Annotated in this window: 20 protein-coding genes; 6 read left to right on the forward strand and 14 right to left on the reverse strand. The window is 71.1% G+C overall.

Features of this window, described 5'->3' with window-relative positions; genetic code table 11:
- Nucleotides 1-15: 15 nt before the first annotated feature.
- A complete protein-coding gene (locus RCH22_RS12665; protein ID WP_327015525.1) occupies nucleotides 16-1,371 on the forward strand; it encodes a molybdopterin-dependent oxidoreductase in 1,356 nt (451 codons plus the stop codon).
- On the forward strand, nucleotides 1,368-1,865 hold the full coding sequence (locus tag RCH22_RS12670) for a hypothetical protein (protein WP_327014284.1): 498 nt from the start codon (nucleotides 1,368-1,370) through the stop codon (nucleotides 1,863-1,865). Before RCH22_RS12665 ends, RCH22_RS12670 begins: the two co-directional genes overlap by 4 nt.
- Nucleotides 1,866-2,024: 159 nt before the next feature.
- Here RCH22_RS12670 and RCH22_RS12675 read toward each other — a convergent pair whose 3' ends face one another.
- The 3 genes from RCH22_RS12675 to RCH22_RS12685 are packed head-to-tail and all read right to left on the reverse strand — an operon-like array spanning nucleotide 2,025 to nucleotide 4,191.
- Nucleotides 2,025-2,783 carry a methyltransferase domain-containing protein gene (locus tag RCH22_RS12675; RefSeq protein ID WP_327014285.1) on the reverse strand — a complete coding sequence of 253 codons (759 nt, stop codon included), beginning with the start codon at nucleotides 2,781-2,783 and terminating at the stop codon, nucleotides 2,025-2,027.
- The gene (locus RCH22_RS12680; RefSeq protein ID WP_327014286.1) at nucleotides 2,780-3,526 is read right to left on the reverse strand and encodes a DUF2064 domain-containing protein; all 747 of its coding nucleotides are present in this window, start codon (nucleotides 3,524-3,526) and stop codon (nucleotides 2,780-2,782) included. Before RCH22_RS12680 ends, RCH22_RS12675 begins: the two co-directional genes overlap by 4 nt.
- Nucleotides 3,523-4,191 carry a glycosyltransferase family 2 protein gene (locus tag RCH22_RS12685; protein ID WP_327014287.1) on the reverse strand — a complete coding sequence of 223 codons (669 nt, stop codon included), beginning with the start codon at nucleotides 4,189-4,191 and terminating at the stop codon, nucleotides 3,523-3,525. Before RCH22_RS12685 ends, RCH22_RS12680 begins: the two co-directional genes overlap by 4 nt.
- Nucleotides 4,192-4,311: 120 nt before the next feature.
- On the opposite strand from RCH22_RS12685, the gene RCH22_RS12690 reads away from it, so the two are divergent.
- On the forward strand, nucleotides 4,312-5,157 hold the full coding sequence (locus RCH22_RS12690; protein ID WP_327014288.1) for a response regulator transcription factor: 846 nt from the start codon (nucleotides 4,312-4,314) through the stop codon (nucleotides 5,155-5,157).
- Nucleotides 5,154-6,293, forward strand: coding sequence for a HAMP domain-containing sensor histidine kinase (locus tag RCH22_RS12695; protein ID WP_323511267.1), 1,140 nt, complete (start codon nucleotides 5,154-5,156; stop codon nucleotides 6,291-6,293). The genes RCH22_RS12690 and RCH22_RS12695 overlap by 4 nt, the downstream gene beginning before the upstream one ends.
- Before the next feature lie 27 nt (nucleotides 6,294-6,320).
- On the opposite strand, the gene RCH22_RS12700 is transcribed toward RCH22_RS12695, so the two are convergent.
- The 7 genes from RCH22_RS12700 to RCH22_RS12730 form a co-directional block, all read right to left on the reverse strand.
- Nucleotides 6,321-7,385 (reverse strand): NAD-dependent epimerase/dehydratase family protein, encoded by a 1,065-nt coding sequence (locus tag RCH22_RS12700; RefSeq protein WP_327014289.1) that lies wholly within the window; start codon nucleotides 7,383-7,385, stop codon nucleotides 6,321-6,323.
- Nucleotides 7,382-8,476: an MTAP family purine nucleoside phosphorylase gene (locus RCH22_RS12705; RefSeq protein ID WP_327014290.1), complete on the reverse strand. Its 1,095-nt coding sequence runs from the start codon at nucleotides 8,474-8,476 to the stop codon at nucleotides 7,382-7,384. The genes RCH22_RS12700 and RCH22_RS12705 overlap by 4 nt, the downstream gene beginning before the upstream one ends.
- A gap of 163 nt (nucleotides 8,477-8,639) precedes the next feature.
- Nucleotides 8,640-10,121, reverse strand: a complete 1,482-nt coding sequence (locus tag RCH22_RS12710) for a DUF5719 family protein (RefSeq protein WP_323511263.1) — start codon at nucleotides 10,119-10,121, stop codon at nucleotides 8,640-8,642.
- Nucleotides 10,111-13,443: a glycosyltransferase gene (locus RCH22_RS12715; RefSeq protein ID WP_327014291.1), complete on the reverse strand. Its 3,333-nt coding sequence runs from the start codon at nucleotides 13,441-13,443 to the stop codon at nucleotides 10,111-10,113. The genes RCH22_RS12710 and RCH22_RS12715 overlap by 11 nt, the downstream gene beginning before the upstream one ends.
- Before the next feature lie 104 nt (nucleotides 13,444-13,547).
- Nucleotides 13,548-13,886 (reverse strand): WhiB family transcriptional regulator, encoded by a 339-nt coding sequence (locus RCH22_RS12720; RefSeq protein ID WP_134449029.1) that lies wholly within the window; start codon nucleotides 13,884-13,886, stop codon nucleotides 13,548-13,550.
- 179 nt (nucleotides 13,887-14,065) lie between these two features.
- On the reverse strand, nucleotides 14,066-15,034 hold the full coding sequence (gene galE, locus RCH22_RS12725) for a UDP-glucose 4-epimerase GalE (RefSeq protein ID WP_327014292.1): 969 nt from the start codon (nucleotides 15,032-15,034) through the stop codon (nucleotides 14,066-14,068).
- A gap of 168 nt (nucleotides 15,035-15,202) precedes the next feature.
- A complete protein-coding gene (locus tag RCH22_RS12730) occupies nucleotides 15,203-15,337 on the reverse strand; it encodes a hypothetical protein (protein WP_323511258.1) in 135 nt (44 codons plus the stop codon).
- Nucleotides 15,338-15,430: 93 nt separating this feature from the next.
- Between RCH22_RS12730 and RCH22_RS12735 the strand changes: the two genes are divergently transcribed.
- The gene (locus RCH22_RS12735; RefSeq protein ID WP_323511269.1) at nucleotides 15,431-16,411 is read left to right on the forward strand and encodes a helix-turn-helix domain-containing protein; all 981 of its coding nucleotides are present in this window, start codon (nucleotides 15,431-15,433) and stop codon (nucleotides 16,409-16,411) included.
- A 115-nt stretch (nucleotides 16,412-16,526) separates the two neighbouring features.
- On the opposite strand, the gene manA is transcribed toward RCH22_RS12735, so the two are convergent.
- On the reverse strand, nucleotides 16,527-17,852 hold the full coding sequence (gene manA, locus RCH22_RS12740) for a mannose-6-phosphate isomerase, class I (protein ID WP_327014293.1): 1,326 nt from the start codon (nucleotides 17,850-17,852) through the stop codon (nucleotides 16,527-16,529).
- A gap of 150 nt (nucleotides 17,853-18,002) precedes the next feature.
- Between manA and RCH22_RS12745 the strand changes: the two genes are divergently transcribed.
- Nucleotides 18,003-20,171, forward strand: coding sequence for a hypothetical protein (locus RCH22_RS12745; RefSeq protein ID WP_327014294.1), 2,169 nt, complete (start codon nucleotides 18,003-18,005; stop codon nucleotides 20,169-20,171).
- Nucleotides 20,172-20,302: 131 nt separating this feature from the next.
- Here RCH22_RS12745 and RCH22_RS12750 read toward each other — a convergent pair whose 3' ends face one another.
- From RCH22_RS12750 to RCH22_RS12760, 3 genes are all read right to left on the reverse strand, one after another.
- Nucleotides 20,303-21,244 (reverse strand): DDE-type integrase/transposase/recombinase, encoded by a 942-nt coding sequence (locus tag RCH22_RS12750; RefSeq protein WP_327012585.1) that lies wholly within the window; start codon nucleotides 21,242-21,244, stop codon nucleotides 20,303-20,305.
- Between the two features lie 74 nt (nucleotides 21,245-21,318).
- Entirely contained in the window at nucleotides 21,319-21,531 is a 213-nt protein-coding gene (locus RCH22_RS12755) for a hypothetical protein (RefSeq protein ID WP_327012584.1), read from the reverse strand.
- 292 nt (nucleotides 21,532-21,823) lie between these two features.
- Nucleotides 21,824-22,144 carry a metal-sensitive transcriptional regulator gene (locus RCH22_RS12760; RefSeq protein ID WP_134449034.1) on the reverse strand — a complete coding sequence of 107 codons (321 nt, stop codon included), beginning with the start codon at nucleotides 22,142-22,144 and terminating at the stop codon, nucleotides 21,824-21,826.

Below are 22,144 nucleotides of genomic sequence, written 5' to 3' on the forward strand. Positions count from 1 at the left end.
AACATGCGCCAAGTGATGTACGAAGCCCAGCGAGCGCTGGCCTCCCCCGTGCGAAACCCGCGGTTGGCGACCGTGATCGGTCGGCTGCTCGGGCTCGCCTTCGTGCTGTGCTTCGGCACCGGGCTGTACAGCCATTTTCTGCAGGAGCCGCTGCCGGGCATGCACTTCGCGACCCGGCCGGAGCTGCTGTACCAGTTCACCCAGGGCACCCACATCATCGCGGGCATCGCCTGCTTCCCGCTGCTGCTCGCGAAGCTGTACGTCGTCTTCCCCGACCTGTTCCAGCAGCCGCCGGTGAAATCGTTCCTCAATGTCCTCGAACGCGCGTCGATCGCCCTGTTCGTGGGCGCCTCGCTCGTGCAGATCACGATCGGCCTGCTCAACACCTACCAGTGGTACCCGTGGCCGTTCCCGTTCCGGGAGACGCACTTCGCGCTCGGCTGGGTGCTGATCGGATCGCTCGCCCTGCACATCGGCATCAAGCTGCCCATCATCGCCCGGGTCTGGCGCAAACAAGCCGACGATGGCTCCGGCGACGACGATCACCTGACGGATGCCGTCGCCCGCGACCGCGCGGCGATGCCAGAGGCCGTTCGCCTGTTCGGTTCGAGCCGCCCGACCGGGGTCACCGGCCGGCTGCTCGCCTGGATCGACGCGACACCGGGCCTTCGGGCGGACGCCACTGCGGCACGCGCGCCGTCAGGGCCCGACACAGGATCCGACGCCGCTCCCCGGGACGACACGGGCGACGCAGCGCGCACGGCTCGCACGCACCTCAGCCGGCGCGGCTTCCTCACGACGGTCGGGGTGAGCGTCGGCACTGTCGTCGTGCTGACCGCCGGGCAGACGGTCGCCCCGCTTGACGCGGTCAATGCCTTCGCACCGCGGAAGAAGGGCGTCGGTCAACAGGAGGTGCCGGTCAACCGCACCTCGAAGCAGGCAGATGTGGCCGCGGACGCCCTCGCGGCCGGCTGGGTGCTGACGGTGGCGCACGCCGGGGTGGAGCGCAGCTTCAGCCGGTCCGAACTCCTCGCCATGCCCCAGACCGAGGTCGAGCTGCCGATCGCCTGCGTCGAGGGCTGGAGCCAGCTGGCGCGGTGGCGCGGGGTTCGCTTGAGCGAACTGGCCGATCTGGTGTCGGCGGATGCCGCGGCATCCTTTCGCCTGACCAGTCTCGAGAAGAAGGGCGGGTACCGCCAGACCACGATGGGGTCGGAGTACGTGCGCGACCCGCTCACGCTCGTCGCTCTCGAGCTCAACGGGGAGACCCTCGACCTCGAGCACGGCTACCCGGCCCGGATGATCGCCCCCGGGCGGCCCGGGGTGCTGCAAACCAAATGGCTGAGCCGGATCGAGGCGATGGACGCATGAGTACCGCACGCACTGCAGGGAACCGAAGCGTCGAAGCATCCGGAGCCGGCGAACTGGGGCCGGCGCTCCGCGTCACGCGGATCGTGCTGATCACGCTCGGCCTCGCGGGCCTCGCCTGGGGCGCCTACGTACTGGTCGACAGCGTGAAGCCCGCGCGGATTCCCGGTATCGTCCTGTGGATGGGCGCGGCGATCGTGCTGCACGACGGGGTGATCTCGCCGCTCGTATTCTTCTGCGGGATCCTGCTGCGCCGCGCCGGCCACCGGATCAGCGGAACGGTCATCCTCGTCCTGCAGGGAGCGCTCGTGGTCGGCTCCGTCATGAGCCTCATCGTGGTGCCGTTGCTGATCGCCCAGTCGCGCGGCACCGGCAACCCGACGGTGTTGCCCCTCGACTACGGCGTGAACTTCGCCGTGTTCTGGGCAGCTGTCGCCGTCGTGACCGCGGCCGTGTCGTTCGCGCTCTACGCGCGGGGCCGGCGGCGGCTGCGCTGACGCGCGTCGCGGGTGCGGATGCCCGGGGAAGGCGCTGCGCCCATCTCGGTTGACGCGGGTCTCGCGGGCGCGGGTGTCGCGCGGTTGCGCGGATAGTGGATCGCGCGCAACGGCGGAACCCACGCGGTCGGTCGGGTCCAGGCGTGGTCTCGGAGAGGCCTAGGCGTGGAGGAGGCGGGCGAACCAGCGCCCGTCCAGGCGCCAGTCGTGCGCGACCCGGAGCCCCGCGTCGGCGGCATGGCCGGCGAGGGCGTCGACGCCGACCTCCGCCCAGGGGAAGACGTCGCTGAGGAGTCCGGAGGCATCCTCGAGCCGGCCGTCGTAGCGTTCATTGCGGGCCGGGTCGTGGCTGACCTCGACGAGGAGCGCGCCCCGGGGTGCGAGCAGTTCTGCGCAGCGGGTCAGGAGCGCGGTCACGTCGCCGCCGATGCCGATGTTCCCGTCGACGAGGAGCGCGCCGGCCCAGCCGCCCTCGAGGGGCATCGGGTCGAAGACGCTGCGCTTGAGCACGCTGAGGCCGGCATCGACGGCGATCCGCACGGCGGTCGGCGAGACGTCGATTCCGAGCGCGGACAGGCCGCGGTCCATCGCGGCCCGCACCATCCGGCCGGGGCCGCAGCCGATGTCGAGGACGGGACCGGTCAGGCCGTCGAGCAGGCGCTGGTCGGTGTCATCGGCGTCGGCGCTCCACCGGGCGGCGTCCATGGTTGCGGCGGCGGTGAGGCCGCCGTCTCGGGATCGGCGGAGGTAGAGCACGTTGTCGGCGTTGCGGAGCGCGGCCGCATAGGGTTCCGCCCCGCCGGCGCCGAAGGTCGCGGGGGCGAGGTCGAGGGCGGATGCCCGCTCGCCGGGGAGGTTGTCGAGGCGATCGGGTTCGAGGATGTCCCGTTCGAGGAGGCCGGCGACCTGCACGTTCATGCGCGCACCGGAATTCCGGTGGCGACAGTGCCGGTCGCGGCGCGATCGGCGGGGCGGGCGTCAGTGCGGGCTGCCACAGCGTCGGGGAGCAGGGCGGCGAGGGTGCGGGCGAAGCGCCCGTCCGGAACCGTGGCGGCAACGGAGTGCGCGTCGGCGATCGTGTCGACATCGGTGAGCACGGGCAGGTGGCGCACCCGGAGGCCGGCCTCCTGCAGGCGATCGAGCTGCCGGGCCCCGGTGTCGTCCATCGACATCGCGACGCCGCGAATCAGGTCCCCGCGCTGGGAGTGACCGTTCCGGGAGTGACCGCGGCTTGACCCTCCGCGCGTCGCGGCGAGCGCGAGCGCCCAGAAGCCGCCGTCGTCCGCGAGGCCGAGCCAGGCATCCGTGTCGTCTGACCAGTCGGTGAAGACCGGCGCGAGCAGCTCGGTGGTCACCTGCGGGGTGTCCATGCCGATCAGGACGGTCGGTTCGTCGAGCCCGTCGAAGATGGCGGCGAGGCGCTCGTCGAGACTTCCGGCGACCTGGGGCAGGATCTCGAACTCCGCGGCCAGGCGCGGCGGGGTGACCCCGTCGAAGGCGAGGATGCGGCGCGAGGCCGGGAGGGCGAGCGCTGCGGTCAGGGTGTCGTCGAGGCTCGCGGCGGCGAGCTCGGCGGCCTGCTCGAAGGAGAGCGCCGGGTGCAGGCGGGTCTTGACCCGGCCGGGCAGGCACTCTTTGGCGATCACGACGAGGGCCGTCATTTCCGGGCCTCGCGCAGCAGGGCGGACATGTCACCGATCGCGGTCACGGTTCCGCGGATCGTTCCGGTCAGCTTGCTGCGACCGACCCGCGGCGAATAGGCGGTGTCGACCTCGCGGATGCTCCATCCCGCGTCGGACGCACGGAGGAACATCTCGAGCGGGTAACCGCTGCGTCGGTCCTGGAGGTCGAGGGACAGCAGCGCCGGGCGCCGGGCGGCCCGCATGGGGCCGAGGTCATGTATGTTCACACCGGTTATTCGGCGCAGGCGCCAGGAAAGACTGGAATTGGCCAGGCGGGCGTGCAGCGGCCAGGATCCGCGGGTCGTCGGGCGGCGGCGGCCGAGCACGAGGTCGGCATCACCGGCGAGGATCGGGCCCACGATGCGCGGCAGTTCGGCAGGGTCCATCGAGGCATCGGCGTCGCAGAACGCGACGATCGGGGCGGTCGCGGCGAGGAGCCCCGCGTGGGCGGCGGCGCCGAAGCCGCGGCGCTCCTCGTGCACGACGAGGGCGCCCGCCGCTGCGGCGATCTCGGCCGACCCGTCGGTCGACCCGTTGTCGACGACGATCGCCCGGTAGCCCTCCGGCAGGCGCGACAGCACCCATGGCAGCGCGCCGGCCTCGTTGAGGCACGGGAGCACGAGGTCGACCTGGATCGGAGTCATGTTCCGACCCTAAAGGGGCGCCGACCCGGAACAGGGCCGAGAACATTACGGACTGAGGAAGAACACCGGGAGCAGCCCCGCGGCGTTCCCGCCCGGCCGGGGCCACCGTATCCTGAGATCGTGACAGCCCCTTCCACTCCCGCCGCCCCGGTTCTCCCCGCGCCCCCGGAGGAACGGCGCATCCTCGTGGTCGACGACGACCCGACCGTGCTCGAGATCGTCTGCCGGTACCTCCGCGCCGCCGGGTTCCTGGTCGACGAGGCCCCGGACGGGCTGAGCGCACTCCGCCTCGCCGAGGAGAAGCGGCCGCACCTCGTGGTGCTCGACCGGATGCTTCCGCTGCTGGACGGGATCGAGGTGTGCCGCCGGGTGCGCAGCACCTGGGCCATCCCCGTGATCATGCTCACCGCCCTCAACCAGGAGGACGACCGCATCGACGGCCTCGAGGCCGGTGCGGACGACTACCTTGCCAAGCCGTTCTCGCCGCGCGAGCTCGTGCTGCGGGTGCAGGCCGTGTTGCGGCGCACCGGCCAGGCCGCCGCCCAGGCTGCCGCGCAATCCGCCGGACAGGGCGCGGGCGAGGCACCGGGCCTGCCGACCGTGCCGCTCGCGATCGGCGACTTCACCCTCGACACCGCCGCGCACGAACTGCGCCTGCACGGTACGCCGCTCGTGCTCACGGTGCGCGAATTCGACCTGCTCTCCTACCTGCTCCGGCACCCTCACACGGTCCTCGGCCGTGAGGACCTGCTCCGCTCGGTGTGGGGGTGGGAATTCGGTGACCTCTCGACCGTGACCGTGCACGTGCGGAGGCTGCGGGAGAAGATCGAGGCCGACCCGGCGCATCCGCTGCTGTTGCAGACGGTGTGGGGCGTCGGCTACCGGTTCGACCCTGTCCCGCTCGGCCCGACCGGCAGCCGCGACGCACCGGATTCCGCCACCGCAGCAGACGGGACGATCTCGTGACGACCGAAGTGCTCGTCATCGTCGCGCTGAACGCCCTCGCGTGCGCGGTCGTCACCGGCGCGCTCGGCCTGCTCGCGCTGCGGATGATGAAGCGGTCCTCGTTCGTTGTGCAGCTCATGCTCGTCGCCCTCGCGGCGATCGTCTCCGTCGTCGGGGGGATGTCGGCGGTCGCCACCCAGATGTACGTCTCGACCCACGACCTCGGCGTCTTCTACTCGGTCGCCGCGGTCGCCGGACTCGTGTCGCTCGTGATGGCCGCGCTCCTCGGGCGCACCCTCGTGCGCGACAGCAGGCACCTGCGCAGCGCGGCCGAACGCCTCGGCCGCGGCGAATCGGTCGCGGCCGCCGGCGACGCCGCGGCCCCGCGGCACAGCACGACCGAGTTCAGCGACCTCGCCGGGGAACTGGCCGCGACGGGGGCCCGCCTCGCTGAGTCCCGGGCCCGCGAACGACGCGTGGAGGAATCCCGACGCGAACTGATCGCGTGGATCTCCCACGACCTGCGGACCCCGCTCGCCGGCATCCGCGCCATGGCGGAGGCGCTCGAGGACGGGATGGTCGAGGACCCCGCCCGGTATTACCCGCGGATGCGCGACCAGGTCGACCGGTTGAGCGGGATGGTCGACGACCTCTTCGAACTGTCGCGGATCCACTCAGGGACGCTGCGCCTCGCGCTCGAGCCGGTCGCGCTCTACGACCTGATCAGCGACACCGTCGCGGGTTTCGGACCCGTCGCGCAGGCGAAGTCCCTCGACCTGCGATTCGCGGGCGAGATGGGGCTGACGGTCCTCGCCGATCCGCGCGAACTGTCCCGCGTGGTCGGGAACCTCGTGATGAACGCGATCCAGCATTCGCCGTCCGGGAGCCCGATCACGGTGTCGGTGCGCGAACGGGGGGACGGCGGGGCCGTGATCTCCGTCGAGGACGCGGCCGGCGGCATCCCGGAACAGGACATCGACCGGGTGTTCGAGGCCGGCTGGCGGGCGAGCGAGCCGCGCACCCCCGGCGGGGCTGGGCTCGGCCTCGCCATCGTGCAGGGCATCGTCACCGCGCACCAGGGTGAGGTGATCGTGCAGAACGTGCCGAACGGATGCCGTTTCGACGTGCTGCTGCCGCGGCGCGCGGTCGCCGTCTAGGCATCCGCTCGCGCCAGCGCCCGGAAGTCAGCGGCGGACGGCGGCCCGGAGGGGGGCCGTGGCGAAGGCGCGCATGCCGTCCTCGAAGGTGACGGCGGGCATCCAGCCGAGCTCGGTGCGGAGCCGCTCGGAGGACGCGGTGATGTGCCGCACGTCACCGAGCCGGTACTCCCCCGTCGTGACGGGGTCGGGGCCGCCAGCCGCGCGGCTGAGCGCCCCGGCCATGTCCCCGATCGTGTGCACGACCCCCGAGCCCACGTTGAACGCCCGGAACAGGGCGGCGGGGGCGTCCGCGGTGTGCTCGAGCGCGGCGAGGTTGGCGGATGCGACGTCGGCGACGTGCACGAAGTCGCGGCGCTGCCTGCCATCTTCGAAGACGCGCGGTGCCTCTCCGCGTTCGAGGGCCGACCGGAACAGGGACGCGACCCCGGCGTACGGCGTGTTCTGCGGCATCCCCGGCCCGTAGACGTTGTGGTAGCGGAGGGCGATCGCGCGCCCGCCCGTCGAGCGGGCCCAACTGCTCGCGAGGTACTCCTGGCCGAGCTTGCTCGAGGCGTAGACGTTGCGGGGGTCGAGCGGGTCGTCCTCGGTGACGAGCAGCGGTTCGAGCGGCTCGCCGGTCTCCGGGTCCAGCGGGTCGAACCGGCCGGCGGCGAGGTCGGTCTCCCGGCGCGGGCCGGGCCGGGTGAAGCCGTGCGAGCCGCGGTAGCTGCCTTCGCCGTAGACGACCATGGACGAGGCGAGCACGAGCCGGTCGATGCCCGCGGTGGTCATGCCCGCGAGGAGCACGGCCGTGCCGAACTCGTTGCTGCGGACGTAGTCCGGCGCGTCGGAGAAGGCGACGCCGAGGCCGACCTTCGCGGCCTGGTGGCAGACCGCGTCGACACCGGAGAGGGCCAGGTCTACGGTCGCCGGGTCCGTCGTGTCGCCGACGAGCAGGTCGACCCGCTCATCGATCGTGGGCAGGCCGCCGTGCACGTCTGGGCGCAGGGAGTCGAGCACACGCACGTCCCAGCCGTGAGTGAGCGCCTGGCTCACGAGGACTCCGCCGATGAACCCGGCGCCGCCCGTGACGAGCAGCCGGGGGCTCACCGGGCAGGCCCGGGTTCGGTCGTCGGCGCGGGCACAGGAACGGGATGCGGAACGGGAGGAGTGCCAGGGGCCGGCCGGAGAATCGGTTTTCGCTCGGTGCCGGGCTCCGTTTCCGTGTCCGTTGCCGTCTCCGTCGAGAGCCGGGTGGGCTGCCCGGGCCGGACCGGTCGCACGGGCCGGTCCAGCACGGCCCGGACCAGCTCGGGATCGATCAGGGTCCGCGAGGCGTAGCCGTCGGGAATGCCCCGGAGGATGCCGTCGATGGCCGCGAGGATCCGGGGCTGCGCCGCGGCCAGCCGAGCGAAGACGAGCTCGGCCGTGACGGCATCCGTCTCGGTAGTCTCGGGCAGGGCGGACTCGGGCAGGTGCGCCTCGAGAGCGGATGCCGCCGCGTTCGCGCCGGGTTCGGCGGGGACGAGTCCGGCGTCCGCATCGGTGACGAAGGAGAGGTTGACGGTTCCGATGCCCAGTTCGGATGCGAGCACGACCTCGGGGTACTGGGTCATGTTGACGATATGGGCGCCGGCCGCGCGGAACCAGAGGGACTCGGCCCGGGTGGAGAACCGGGGGCCCTGGATCACGACGACGGTCCCGGTGGGCGCGAATCGCTCGCCGAGTGCGTCCAGGGCGGCGACCGCGGTGCGTCGGAGCACCGGGTCGAAGGGGTCGGCAGCGGCGAGGTGCGCGACGACGCCTTCGTCGAAGAAGGTGTCGGCGCGGCCGCTCGTGCGGTCGATGAACTGGTCGGTGACGACGAGCAGCCCCGGCGGGTACTCGGGGCTGACGCCGCCGACGGCGGAGGAGGAGATGATCGCACGGACACCGAGGGAGGCGAGCGCCCAGATATTGGCGCGGTAGTTGATCCGGTGCGGTGCCTCGGTGTGCCCCGCTCCATGCCGGGGCAGGAATGCGACCCGACGGCCGGCGCGCTCGCCGACCGTGATCGGCGCGGAGGTCGGCCCATACGGGGTGTCGAGGATGATCGAGGTGACGGTGCCGGCGTCGAAGAGCCGGTACAGTCCGGATCCGCCGATCACGGCGATCTCCACCGGGGCATGCGCGAGTGGTTGCGCGGGAGTCTGCTCGGTCACTCTGTGCTCCTCGTTCGGCGGGCGGGGTGTCCAGTCTTGCATCCCGCGCCGGCGCGCGCTGAACTCCGTCCGGGCAACGCCGACCGCGTCACCTTTCCGGTCGACAGGTCCCGTTACGCGGGTCACTCTCGACCGGAAAGGTACCGGTCGGTGCGTATAGACGTCAGTGCGTGTAGACGCGGATCGACTCGGCGAGCGGGCCCGGCGGGCGCACCGGGAACGAGGCGACCATGCCGGCATCCGCATAGCCGACCGACGACACCGTCTCGGAGCCGCCCGACACGATGTACCGCGTCGACGCGAAGAGCGGCAGGGCTCCGGCCGCACCGGCCGCGACCGTCACGCTGCCGGATGCACCGTTCTCGGCGGTCGCCGTGTAGGTCACGTCCTTGGTGCCCTGGTTCAGCAGGTTGAGCAGCGGCGAGGGTCCTGGCGCCGTAACGACGGCGAAGTCGCCGGTGAGCGCGGCGGAGGATGCGAACCAGGCGAAGTCGCGGCCGTTGGTACCGGTCGCCGAGCCGAGGGCCGAGGCCACGACGGGCTGGTCGCTCGACACGGTGAGCGAATAGCTGCCGACGGCGAGTCCGGAGAGCGGCACGTCCGTCGCGAGTCCGGGCTGGAGGGTGACCTCGAGGGAGGTACCCGCGGCCTGGCCTCCCTCGCTCATAACGCCGATCTGCACGGTCGCCGCCGTGTCGCCGGGGGCGAGCAGACGCAGAGAGGGTGTGTCACTCGCGACCCCTCCCGCGTCGCTTCCGGCGTCGTCTGCTGGAAGGTTCTCGATGCGCAGGCCGGCGATGCTCTGCTCGAGGCTCGGGTCGACGGATGTCCCGAGCAGGTCGACCCCGCCGGTCGCGAGGCCGCGCACGATGCTCTGCTGCAGGGTGGCCACCACCTGGCCGCCGTGGGTCGTCACGTGCACGACGGGCGAGCGGAGGTTCGGCGCGAGGCCGGCGAGCGAGACGACGCGCTGGGCGCCGGGCTGGACGAGTATCCCGGTGGAGCCTGGCGCGGGGACCCGGCCCGATTCGCCGAAGACGTCGAGGTCGACGGTTGCAACGACCGTTGTCGGATTGCTGAGCAGCACGAGGGTCGTGCGGCCGACATCCGTCGACCCGCCGACGAGCCAGGATTCGCCGGTGGCCTCGCCGCAGGCCGCGACGGCGAGCCCGCCGAGGACGGCCTCCGCCGCGACGGACTGGGACTGGCTGCCGGCAACGAGCGGTGCCGTGGACGCGCCCTTCGCGACGGGGATGTTGAGCTTGACGGGGGCGCCGTCCGTGGTCTTGCGGTTGTCGACGGCGCTCAGCAGGCTCGCGGACGGTGCGCTCCATGCGCCCGCGGGGACCGCGGCCTTGGCTGCGGTCGTGGCGGGAGCCCAGGCGCCGGATGCGGTGTCCGGGCGCCCGAGCGAGCTCGCGGACTTCGCCTGGGTCGAGTCCTCTGCGAGGGTGAGCAGCGGACCCGGGCAGACCCGGACCTGCTCGCTCGGAACCGGCGCGACGGCGAGGTAGGCCGGCGCGGTGCCGAAGGCGGGCCAGGGAACGACGACGGCGGCCGCTCCGAGCACGCCGGCGACGCCGAGCACGCCGAAGGCGATGAGGAACCGTGCACCGGTCCGGGCGATGGCGCGCTTACCTGGCATTGTTCGGGTCCTCCTGTCCACTCGGACGGTCGGCAGGCTCGACGGGGTCCGTCGCCTTCTCCCGGTCGGGTGACGCGGCCGGTTCTTTGGGCGGAGCAGTGCCGGGGGCGACGTGCTCGGTAGTCTCGCCTGCGGTCACGTCGGCAGGGTAGTCCTCGGTCTCGTGGGCGTGGCCCGAAGTGAGGGCGAGGTCGGACGAGCGCTCCAGTTCCGCGGCGTGCGCGAGTTCGACAGCGGCGGCGAGCTCGCCGGCCTCCGCGGCCTCCGCGGCTTCGGCGGCTTCCGCAGACTCGATCGCCTGGGCGGCCGGGGTGCCCTCTTCCGGAACGATCGCGCCGGCCTTCACGCTGCGCCGCAGTGCGGCACGAGCCTCGGAGCGGGCAGACCGCGCCTCGGACTTCGCACTGCGTTCTTCGCGGTGGAGATCCCGTGCCTCGGCCTTGCGGTCCTGGGTGTCCGAGCGGGCCGAGCGGCGCATGGCGTCGCGGTTCGCCTGGCGCACTGCTTCGGGGCCTGCCCCGGTCGGGATCGACAGCAGCAGGGCTGAGCCGACCGTGATCGCGGCAAGAAGCAGGGCGGCGAGAGAGAAGACTCCCCCGGCGTGGGCCGGGACCTCGCTCGCCGTGACACCGGCAGCAGACGCCGGCCCGTCATGGCGCCAGAGCCGCCCGTACGCGGTGTCCCCGACGGGAACGAGCGCTGCCTCGCCGTCGAGCGCGGTCGTCGCCCTCGCAAGGGTCTCCGTGGCCGCGACGCTTGCCGCCGCGGTACCTCTGCCGGTGTCGGTGAGGGCGGCCGGCCGCAGCAGCACGAAGCGGATGCCGAGGTCGGCCAGTCCGGCCGAGGCATCCAGTCCGCTGCGCGAGGCCAGGTTTCCCGCGAGCGTGGCGAGTTCCTTGTCCGCCGCGGAGAGCGTGGTCGTGGTGTTGACGAGGGTGCTCTGCTCGTTGAGGGTGGTGCCCGCGCCGCGTACGATCGTGGCGAGGATGCCGCCATTGGACTGCGGGACGATTTCGAGGGTGCCGACCCGGGCATCCGTCTGCGCTTCTGCCGTCACGAAGGCGGGCTGGGTGCGGTCGCTGCCCTCGTGGACGGCGCTCAGCTCGAGCGGGAGTGCTCCGGCGAGCGGGACGACGGCGACAGCGAGAAGGACGGTTGCGGCCACGGCGGGGGCGACGGCGAAGCGGCGGAACTCGCGCAGGGCGAAGATCACGGCGCCGACGAGGCCGAGCCAGTACAGGCTGAGTCCGGAGCCGGGCCAGATGCTGACGCTCGCGGCACCCGTCGTCGTGAGGCTCAGCTGTGTCGCGGCGATCGCGGTGCCGGCGCCGAGCAGGGCTGTCAGGACCGCGACGCTCGCGTTGCGGATGCTGGGCAGGAACAACGAGAGTGCGGCGAGGATCGCGAGCGGGGCGAACAGGACCGGGATGATCCAGGACAGCGGAAGGCTTTGCAGGGCGGGGGCCTGACCCAGCAGCGTGCTCCAGCCGCCGAAGTCGCCGGTCGGGAAGCCGAGCAGCAGCTGCCAGTCCGGGGCGGGGGTGCTCGGCACCGGCACCCCGGGGTCGGCGAGGAGCGCGAGCCACGATCCGCGGAGGCCCTGGTCCAGGATCAGCGGGAGCGCGAGGGCGAGGGCGGGCAGTGGGATGCCGATGAACCGGGCGATGCCGCGTCCGCTGGCGACCGAGCAGAGCAACCACAGGATGAGCAGCGCGGGCGTGAGCGAGGGGGCGCAGAACAGCACGGCGGCGAAGAGCAGGGAGGCTGTCGCCGACGCGGACCACGACCGGCCGGCGGAATAGCCGGCGAAGAACAGCCAGGGCAGCAGCAGGTGCGCGAGGATCGCGGAGGGGCGACCAGCCGAGAACGCTGTGAGGAAGGTCGGGGCGAGCACCCACAGTGCTGCGGCGGTGAAGCGGAGGTACCCGCGGTCGGTCAGGCGGGTCGCCGCGAGCCAGGCGCCGAGTGCCGCGAGTGGGAGGGCGACGAAGTAGAGCAGCACGAGCGAGTACGACGGGGCCCAGAACGTGAGCGAGCCGAGCACGGCGAGCACGGCGGCGAAAGGATCCGCGGCGCCGACGAAGCCGAGGCCGAGGTCGCGCCAACCGTAGCCGACGCTCGCCCAGAGCCCGGCCGGGGTGCTCGACAGCGGCAGCAGTCCCCCGCCGGCGAGGTTCCGCGCGCCGAGCAGTGCGGCGAACATGATGATTCCGACGAGCGCAGCCGCGAGCACGGTCCAGGCGCCGCCGCTCGCGAAGAAGCGGATCTCCGGCCGGTCGGCGCCGAGGCCGACGAGCACCGCTTCGCGCTTGAGGGCGTGCCTGCGGCGGACTTCGGCATTCGTCACGCGCAGGGACGCGATCGACCCCCAGCCGAGCGTGCGGGTCCCGGCGAGTCGACGGCGGGCGTTGTGCACCCGGGAGCCGCTGAACGCGGTGCGGAATGCGGCCGAGAACTCGCCGGGAATCGCGCCGGGCTCCTTCTGCAGCAGCGCTCCGATGGAGCGGAAGAAGGCGAACGGCACGAGCGCGATCCAGTGCAGGGGGATCAGCCACCCCGCGGAGTAGACGAGGCGCCGGTGCAGCTGTGCGGTCCTGGCCACCCGGAGTCGCTTGCGGCGGGCCCGACCACGCGAGGACCCGCTGAGCCCGGCGACACCGTCGCCCGCCGAGGCGACGCGCGCCGCGGCGACGACGGACACCCGGCGGCCGGACAGGCGCACACGCACGCAGAAGTCGAGGGCGTCGTCTGCGGACGGCAGGCCGGGGTCGAAACCGCCGAGCTGGTTCCAGACGCTGTGGCGCACGAGCATTCCGCCGGCGTCGACGGCGAGCACGTCGCTCATGCCGTCGTGCTGGCCCTGGTCGAGTTCGCTCTCGACGAGGGTCACGGTCGCCCCGCCCGGCGTCATCGACAGGCCGACGTCGTGAATGTAGTCGTGGGCACGCCAGTCCATGATCTTGGGTCCCGCGACGGCGACGGAGGGTGCGATCTCGAGTTCGCCGAGCAGCGCTTCGAGCGCGCCGGGTTCGGGGGCACTGTCCTGGGCGAGCAGCCAGAGCATCTCGCTGTCGGATTCCGGCGGCGCCATCACGCGCACGGCGGCCGCGATCGCCTGCCCGAAGGTCAGGTCGGAGTCGGCGGAGATGAAGTGCGTCGGACCGTGCGCGGCGAGGAGCTGGGCCGTCGCGTCGCTGGATCCGCAGTCGACGGTGATGACGACATCCGGCTGACGGGTTTGCCGACTCAGAGCCTCGAGAGTGCGCTCAAGGTGTTTCGCGCCGTTGCGGGCGACAAGGATGGCTGTGACTCGTGCATGCATATCAAGCCAAGCCTAGGTTGCATCGTCGTTGTGCGGTGGCCCCTGGACGGGCGTGCCCGATATGCACGGCCCGATTCACGCGGCCGATGTGTGTGGGAACGGCGTCAGCTGGCGCGCTTGCGCAGTTTGCGCCGCTCGCGTTCGGAGAGACCGCCCCAGATGCCGAAGCGTTCGTCGTTGGCGAGCGCATACTGCAGGCACTGGGTGCGCACCTCACACGAGGTGCAGATCTTCTTCGCGTCCCGGGTGGAGCCGCCCTTTTCGGGGAAGAACGCCTCGGGGTCGGTCTGGGCGCACAGCGAATCCGCCTGCCAGGCGAGGGCGTCGCCTTCGTCGGGAAGCGTGTGTCCGGTGCTGTCCTTGCGAATTCCGGGAATGCCCAAGCGAACAGGATCGACGAACCAGTCCTCGGGTACTCCGGAACGATACTCGGCTTGCGTCATATCGTCGCCCACCCCTTGCAATACGTGCCCAAATAACTCGTCCGCACTAATTACAGCCGTGTAATTCCCCCACGTCAAGTCGCGATAATAAACCCTCAATGTCGGCTGGAGAGTTTCGACTCGCCCAAAGACAGAAAATGTGACCTCGCCGGGGGCTTGACGAATATGCGTCCCGACCCCTATGAAACGGATGCCGCCTGCCGCGATTCCCAGGCGCTGCGCACCATTTCTTCGAGGCTGTGCCGCATCTTCCAGTCGAGGTCGCGTGCCGCGAGCGCGCCGCTCGTGACGATGCGGTCGGGGTCGCCGGCCCGGCGGGGACCGATGTCGGGCGTGAAGTCGATGCCGGTCACGCGGGCGACCGTCGTCATGATCTCGCCGACGGAGACGCCGTCGCCGCTGCCGAGGTTGTAGACGGGTTCGATCGCCGTGCCGGCGTCGAGGAGTCGGGCGGCCGCGACGTGCGAGACGGCGAGGTCGGCGACGTGGATGTAGTCGCGCACGCAGGTGCCGTCGGGGGTCGCGTAGTCGTTGCCGTTGATCCGCGGGGTGCGGCCGGCGAGGAGTGCGTCGAAGATGATCGGGAACAGGTTGTGCGGGCTCGTGTCGCGGAGTTCGCGGGCGCCGGAGCCGACGACGTTGAAGTATCGGAGCGCGGTGTAGCTGAGCCCGGCCGCGACGGCCTGGTCGCGAAGCAGCCACTCGCCGATGAGCTTGGTCTCGCCGTACGGGGACTCCGGGCTCTTCCGGGTCTCCTCGGTGACGAGCGAGGTCGTCGGGGTGCCGTAGACGGCCGCGCTCGAGGAGAACACCATCCGCTTCACATCGGCTTCCTGCATCGCAGCGAGGAGGGTGGCCATGGCCGTGACATTCTGCTCATAGGTGTGCAGCGGGCGCTGCACCGAGACCCCGGCGTACTTGAAACCGGCGACGTGCACGACGCCCGTGATCGGGTGATCAGCAAAGGTGTTGAGGAGGAGGGGGCCGTCGAGCAGGTCGCCGTGAACGAACGGCACGGACTCCGGGACGAATTCGGCGTGGCCGCTCGAGACGTCGTCGACCACGACGACGTCGATGCCCTCAGCGAGGAACGCGCGGACGATATGGGATCCGATATAGCCGGCTCCGCCGGTGACAAGCCACGCCATGTGTACCCTCGCAGGATCGCTCGGCAACCTAGCGATGCCGATGCTGCCAGCCTAGCGTTCGGGCCGATTCCGGCGCTGCGCGCCACCTGCGCCGCTTCGCGCCAGGCGTGCCAGGTGCGGAGCGGCGGAAGTGGCGCGCACGGCATGGGTTGCGCGCGTGGGTCAGGGTCAGTCGTCGTCGGGGCCGTGGGTGCGCCGGGCGATCTGCGGGTCGCCGTAGCCGTCGCGGGTCACCGTGCTGAACGTCGCGACGACGCTCCAGAGGGTGAGGAGGGCGAGAACCAGGACCAGGAATGTGATCATGGCAGGAACTCTAGGCATTGCGATATCCTGCCGCGAGTGGCAGTCTTGCCAGTGTTCGACACTTTCCTGCCAACGCCGTTTCCGGAGGTTCGCATGCCCGCCGCGCTCGCCCCTACCTCGCTCAACAAGGTCGTCTGCATCGCCCTGCCCGACATGGCGCCGTTCGAGTTCGGCGTGATCTGCGAGGTCTTCGGCATCGACAGGAGCGACACCGGCGGTCCCGTCTTCGACTTCCACGTCACGGCCGCCGAGCCCGGGCCGATCCGCACCAAGCTTGGCTTCGACATCATCGTGACGGAAGACCTCTCCGCGGCGGCCGACGCCGACCTGCTCGCGATTCCCGCCTTCGACAAGGGCACACCGGTGCATCCCGCCGTACTGCAGGCCGTGCGGGACGCCGAGGCCCGGGGCGCCTGGGTGCTGAGTGTCTGCAGCGGCGCGTTCGTGCTCGGCGAGGCGGGCATCCTTGATGGCCGGCGCAGCACCACGCACTGGATGTACACGGATGCCCTCGCGCGCCGATTCCCCCAGACCCGGGTCGACCCCGACGTGCTCTTCGTCGAGGACCGCCGCGTGGTGACCGGGGCCGGTACTGCGGCCGGCATCGACGCGTGCCTGCACATCGTGCGGAAGGTGCTCGGGGCATCCGTCGCCAACAACATCGCCAGGCGGATGGTCGTGCCGCCTCAGCGCGACGGCGGCCAGTGCCAGTTCATCGAGGCGCCCGTCGTCGACTGCGACAGCGACTCGTTCGCGAGCGTGACCGCGTGGATGCTCGAGAACCTCGACCGCGAGCTGCCCGTCGAGGAGCTCGCCCGGCGCTCGCTGATGTCGCCGCGCACCTTCGCCCGGCGCTTCCGCGCGGAGCTCGGCACGACGCCGACGGCGTGGCTCAACCGGCAGCGCCTGCTGCGGGCGCAGCAGTTGCTCGAGGAGAGTACGCGGAGCCTCGAGGAGATCGCCGGCGACACCGGGTTCGGCGGGGCCGCCGTGATGCGGCACCACTTCCTCAAGGTGCTGCAGACCACCCCGACCGCGTACCGGCGCACCTTCGGGGCCCGCCGCGCCGGCTGACCGCCGAACCAATTCGACGGAGTTTTTGCTCGGAAAGCTCTTAGATCGCGCTCTTACGTGTCCAGAACCCAAAAACTCCGTCGAATTGGCTCGGGGAACCGGGGCAGAGCGGGGGCTAGGGGGTTGTGGCGAGGAAGACGTCTCCGGCGCCCGCGAAGGTGAGGGTGCCCTCGTCGGGGGTGATGTAGACCGACTCGCCGCGCTTGAGGGTGACGGATGCCGTGGCACCGGCCACGAGGAACCCTCCGGCCGTGCAGAGCGCGATTCCCGGTCCCGTGAGCGTGAACTGGCGCATCGGGACGCCGGCCGCGGGAGCCGCGCCGGCGCCGACGACGGGAGCGGCAGCATCCGCCGCCGAGGCCTCGATGTGCACGAGCGCGAAGTCGTCCACGTCGGGCCGGTACTCGGACACGCCGGGCGTGTGCACGATCGGGGCCAGGTAGGGCACCGGAACCGGGGAGAAGTCGAGCACGTCGAGCAGTTCGTCGACGTCGATGTGCTTGGGGGTGAGCCCGCCGCGGAGCACGTTGTCCGACGCCGCCATGAGTTCGATGCCGAGCCCGAGCAGGTAGGCGTGGATGTTGCCGGCCGGCAGATAAAGGACCTCTCCGCGCTTCAGGGAGACCCGGTTGGTCAGGAGGGAGATCACGATGCCGGGGTCGCCGGGATACGCCACGGCGAGGTCGCGCACGGTCGCGAGCTCGAGCGGGAACCGGATCGCGGCCCCGCCCTCTGCGAGGTACACGGCGTCCTTCGCGAGGCTGACCACGCGCTCGACGAGCCAGGAGACCTCGCCGGTGTCGCCGCCGCGCCCGTCGCGCAGCAGCCAGTCCACGGTGTCGCGCAGGCCGGTGTCGCCGAGCAGCCGGCTCTCGAGGGCGTCGAGGGCTCCGGGCTGCGGGTTCTCCGACGCGGCGTCGAGGGCGCGAAGCTCCCCCACGGTGCGCCGCACCTCGCCGAGCTCGCGGAAACCGCAGAGCGCCTCGAAGGTCTCGCTCAGCGCGAAGATGATCTCGGGTTTGTGGAACTGGTCGCGGTAGTTGCGGTCGAAGGCGTCGACGGGGACGCCCGCGGCGTTCTCGAGGGCGAAGCCGGTGCGCGCCCGCTCGCTCGTGGGATGCGCCTGCAGCGAGAGCGGGCTCGCGGCGGCGAGCACCTTGAGCAGGAACGGCAGCCGCGGCGGCACCGACCCTGCGTCGGTCTCCTCGGCAACGAGCGCGGAGCCGAGCGCCCGCTCGGGGTCGGCGAGGATCCAGTCGACGAGGGTCCCGGCCCCGCCCGTGCGGGAGGGGTCCGTGATCACCGACGGCGAACCCGGGTGCGCCCCGAGCCAGAGTTCGGCCTCCGGCTTGCCAGACGGAGTAGTGCCGAGCAGCCCCGAGATCGCGGTCGTCGAGCCCCACGCGTAGTCCCGCGGTGTATTGCTGATGCCCACAAACATGACTGCTCCTGTACGTCTCGTGCGACTCGGTTGAGTCCAAACTATCAAGGCGCCCACGGATGCCCCGCTTCGGTCCCCCTTGACACTCGATACCTTAACCGGTTTAGTGGGGAGTGCTGAACCGGTTCAGTACTCGAAGGAGAGTCACGCATGACGCACAGTGCTGTTCGTTTCCGTTCCACCCCGCGCCGATCGGCGCTGGGTTCCGTCGCCCTCGCGAGCGCGGTCTCCCTGCTGTTGTGGGGAGCGGGTGCCGGAGCCGCGTCCGCGCAGCCCGGCCGGCCGGCCGCATCCGTCGCCGGCGGCACCGCAACCGCGGTCGACGGCACAACGCCGCCGGCCCCCGCCGCCGGCCGGCCACTCACCAACCTCGCGCACCTGGACTTCCTGCTCGACGCGGTCCCGCTCACGCAGACCGCGGAGCACACGACCTACCGCCTCGCCGAACAGCCGACCGCGCAGGCGCCGTGGACCTACGCCAACCGCAACGCGGACGGGAGCTACACCCGCATCGGCGGCGGCTCCCTCGACGTCGGCACCGGCCACTGGAGCCAGGGCGCATACAACGCCGACGACATCGCCCGCACCGCCGTCGTCTACCTGCGGCACTGGAAGCTCACCGGCGACACGGCGAGCCGCGACCACGCGGTGCAGACCCTGCGCGCCCTGACCTACCTGCAGACCGCGACTGGCCCGAACGCCGGCAACGTCGTGCTCTGGCAGCAAGCCGACGGCACCCTGACCCCGAGCGCAACGCCCAAGGAACTGCCGGACCCGAGCGACTCCGCGGAATCGTACTGGGTGGCCCGCACCCTCTGGGCCCTCGGCGAGGGCTACGCGGCCTTCTCGGGAACCGCCGCGGGCGCAGACCCCGCCTTCGCCGCGTTCCTCCAGGACCGGCTGCACCTCAGCCTCGACGCGCTCAACCGGCAGTCCCTCGCCCGGTACGGCACCTTCGACGTCGCAGACGGCGTGAAGGTCCCGGCCTGGCTCGTCGCCGGCGGGGCGGATGCCTCGGCAGAGGCCGCCCTCGGCCTCGCCGCCTTCAGCGCGGCCGACCCCGGCGATACCGGGGTGCGCACCGCGCTCACCCGGCTGACCGAGGGCGTCGCCGCGATGTCCTCCGGTTCGCTCACCCAGTGGCCGTTCGGCGCGATCCTGCCGTGGAGCAAGTCACAGTCGCTCTGGCATGCCTGGGGCGGCCTGGCCCCTGCCGCCGTCGCCACGGCCGGGGCCGTGCTCGGCCGGTCCGACCTGCTTAAGGCCGCCGTCGCCAACTCGGCCCAGTTCACCCCGCAGCTCCTTGCCGCGGGCGGCGCCGACAACGCGTGGAGCCCGACCCCCGGCGAGGCGCAGATCGCCTACGGCGTCGACTCCCGGGTCGAAGGCCTCGTCGCGACCGCGAAGGCCGCGAACGCGCCCGGCCTGCTCGACGTCGCCGCGATCTACGCCGGCTGGTTCTTCGGCGCCAACCGCAGCGGCCTCCCGGCATACAACCCGGCGACAGGCACCGCGATAGACGGCATCGAGCGCGACGGCCGGGTCAACCCGAACTCGGGCGCCGAATCCACGATCCACACCCTGCTGACCATGCTCGCCCTCGACGCGAACCCCGAGCTCAGGGCCAAGGCGCTCGGAATCGAGAAGACCGTCGCGACCGCGGGGCTCAGCGTCGTCGAAGCCGAGGCCGGCACGATCGGCGGCGGCAGCGCAGGCGGCACCGGCGGCTTGGTCGTCACCCCCGCATCGGCGTGGACCGGGGAGGCCAACCTCTCCGGCGGCGCATACGTGAGCCTCACGAAGGGCGGAACGCTCAGCATCCCCGTCCCCGCGAGCGACCAGGCCCGCAACGTGTACCCGATCGTGAACCAGACCGAAGCCCGGTCCGGGAACACGGGCTGGGCATCCGCCCGGGCAGCGCTCGGCAGCACGGCGAACGGTGGGGCGGGCGCGCAGGGAATCACGGATGCCCCCGGCCGGCTGCTGCCGCTCTCACTGTCCCGCACGCTGCCGGCCGGCGCGACCGCCGTCACCGGCACGTCGAGCGGGGCGGCGGCGATCGACGCGCTGCTGCTGCAGCCGCTCGTGTCCACGGTCACGGTGACCGGACCGGCCGGCGATTCGACGCTGTACGTGAGCGCCGCGCGGGAGTCCAGCGTGCGGCCCGTGCTCGTGCCGCGCGGGTTCCGGCTGGAGCAGGCCGCTTACGATGCCGCTGGCCGGCCCGTCACCCACGCGGATGAGCGGGGGAACCCGGCGCGGGCATCCGTCACGGTCGCCCCCGGCGGCTTCACGGTCACGCACCTGACCCGGCGCTGATGCCCCGCCCGCCCGCCCGGACCCCGAACGCTCGCCCCCAACCAATTCGACGGAGTTTTTGAGTTTCCGGCACGTGAAAACGCGCATTAAGCGCTTTCCGCTCGATGTCAAGCTGTGTGGAGTCACGTGGGCTAGCTTTTGACAGTTTCCTTGGGGATGTTGATTCCAACGGTGCCGGCTGGTGCGGGTGTAGTCGGCCGCGAGTGGAATCGTTCCGGGTGGTTCTGGTGGTAGGTCTGCAGTGCCATGTCGCGGATGCGGTGGGCCTGCTTCCAGGAGCCGTCGTGGACTTGCTGGGGCGTGAATAACGCGATGCCGGAATGCTTGTGGGTCGTGTTGTACCAAGGCACGTACTCGGCCAGGTGGTCGCGGGCGGCCTGAAGACTCTCGAACGTTCCGGGGTAGTTGGGCCGGTACTTCATTGTGCGAAATTCAGACTCGGAGAACGGGTTGTCGTTGGACACATAGGGCCGGTTGTGGGTTTTAGTCACCTTGTGCTCGGCGAGGAGATCGGCCAGAGCGCCCGAACGCATCGCGGGCCCGGAATCGGCGTGCACGAACTTGGGGGTGCCGTATTGGTCGAACGCGCTCTGGAACATCTCCACGGCGAGGTGGTCGCTCTCGCGTTCCTCGACCCGCCAGCCGACGATCGTGCGCGAGTAGATATCGATGATGGAATACGCCTTGAACGTTGTGCCCCGCCACGGGCAGCGGAGGTCGGTGATGTCCCAGGACCACACCTGCCCAGGCCCGGTCGCTACCAGCACCGGCTTCTGGCGGGGTGTTCGAGACCCACGCCCGGTGGGCACGACGGGGCGGGTGCTCTGATCGGTGAGGTCGGCGGCGATCCGCCACCAGGACCGGCGCCCGGCGAGCATCACACCCTGGTCCCAGACGCTCGCAAAGGTGTGATCGACGGAATGCCCCGCCGTCCACCCCGTCGTGATCTGTTCCGCGATCACCTTCCGATCCGTCGTGGGGATCCGAGACAAGTACGCGCGGTCTTTCTGCGCGATGGGTTCGGGCACCCGGGCGCGGGGCTTCTGCCGGTACTGCCACGTTGAGCGGGCCACGCCCGCGAGGACCAAAGCGCGGCGTTGCGACCCCGTTAAACGCGTCAGGTCACCGACGAGCGTGTTCTCGAGCTTCAGGAACCGGACGGATCGGATGTCGTCGGGGTGGGTGCGGGCTCTTCCTCGCTCATCGCGTGCAAGAGCCCGATAGCTTTCCCCAGCGTGTTGTTCGTGTCCTCCAACTCGCGCACCCGCGCGCTCAGTTTCGCAACCTCAGCCGCGTGCGCCGCGCGCTCAGCGGCCCGTGATTTCTCCAGCGCCGTGCGCTTACGAGGGGGAACAGTCATAGCCCTACCCTCTCGCGGAACCAGACCCCGGTCCAGATCACCGCCATACACCGCGGCGCTCCACCGCGTCAGCATCGCATGCGAGACCGGCTGTCCCGCTAACCAGGCACCTTTCTGACCATGCGGTTGCCGGTGATACTCATGAACAAACTCGCGGATCTCCACCACAGTGAACCCTGGACTAATCGACATTCCTCTGACTCCTACTGATCGTGAACTGACTCACAACCAGCTTGACGCAGAGGGTTCCGGACAGAATCTCCGTCGAATTGGTCAGGGGTAGCGGGACCGGTCAGGCGAGGGTGAGGAAGAGTTTCTCGAGCTCGTCGACCGTGAGCGCGTTCGGGGTGTCCGGGTTGTCGATGCAGTCGCGCATCGCGGTCGACACGATCACGAAGCCCGCCTTGTCGAGGGCGCTCGACACCGCGGCAAGCTGGGTCACGACGTCTTTGCAGCTACCGCCGGATTCGACCGCGGCGATCACCGCGCCGAGCTGGCCCTGGGCCCGGCGCAACCGGTTCAGGATCTTCTTCTGGTTCGCGGCGTGCGCGGCCCCCTGCACAGCGGTGGGCTGAACGGCAGCATCCGCTACGGCGACAGTTTCAGTAGTCAT

It is taken from the genome of Cryobacterium sp. GrIS_2_6 (assembly GCF_035984545.1).
Taxonomy (GTDB): Bacteria; Actinomycetota; Actinomycetes; order Actinomycetales; family Microbacteriaceae; genus Cryobacterium.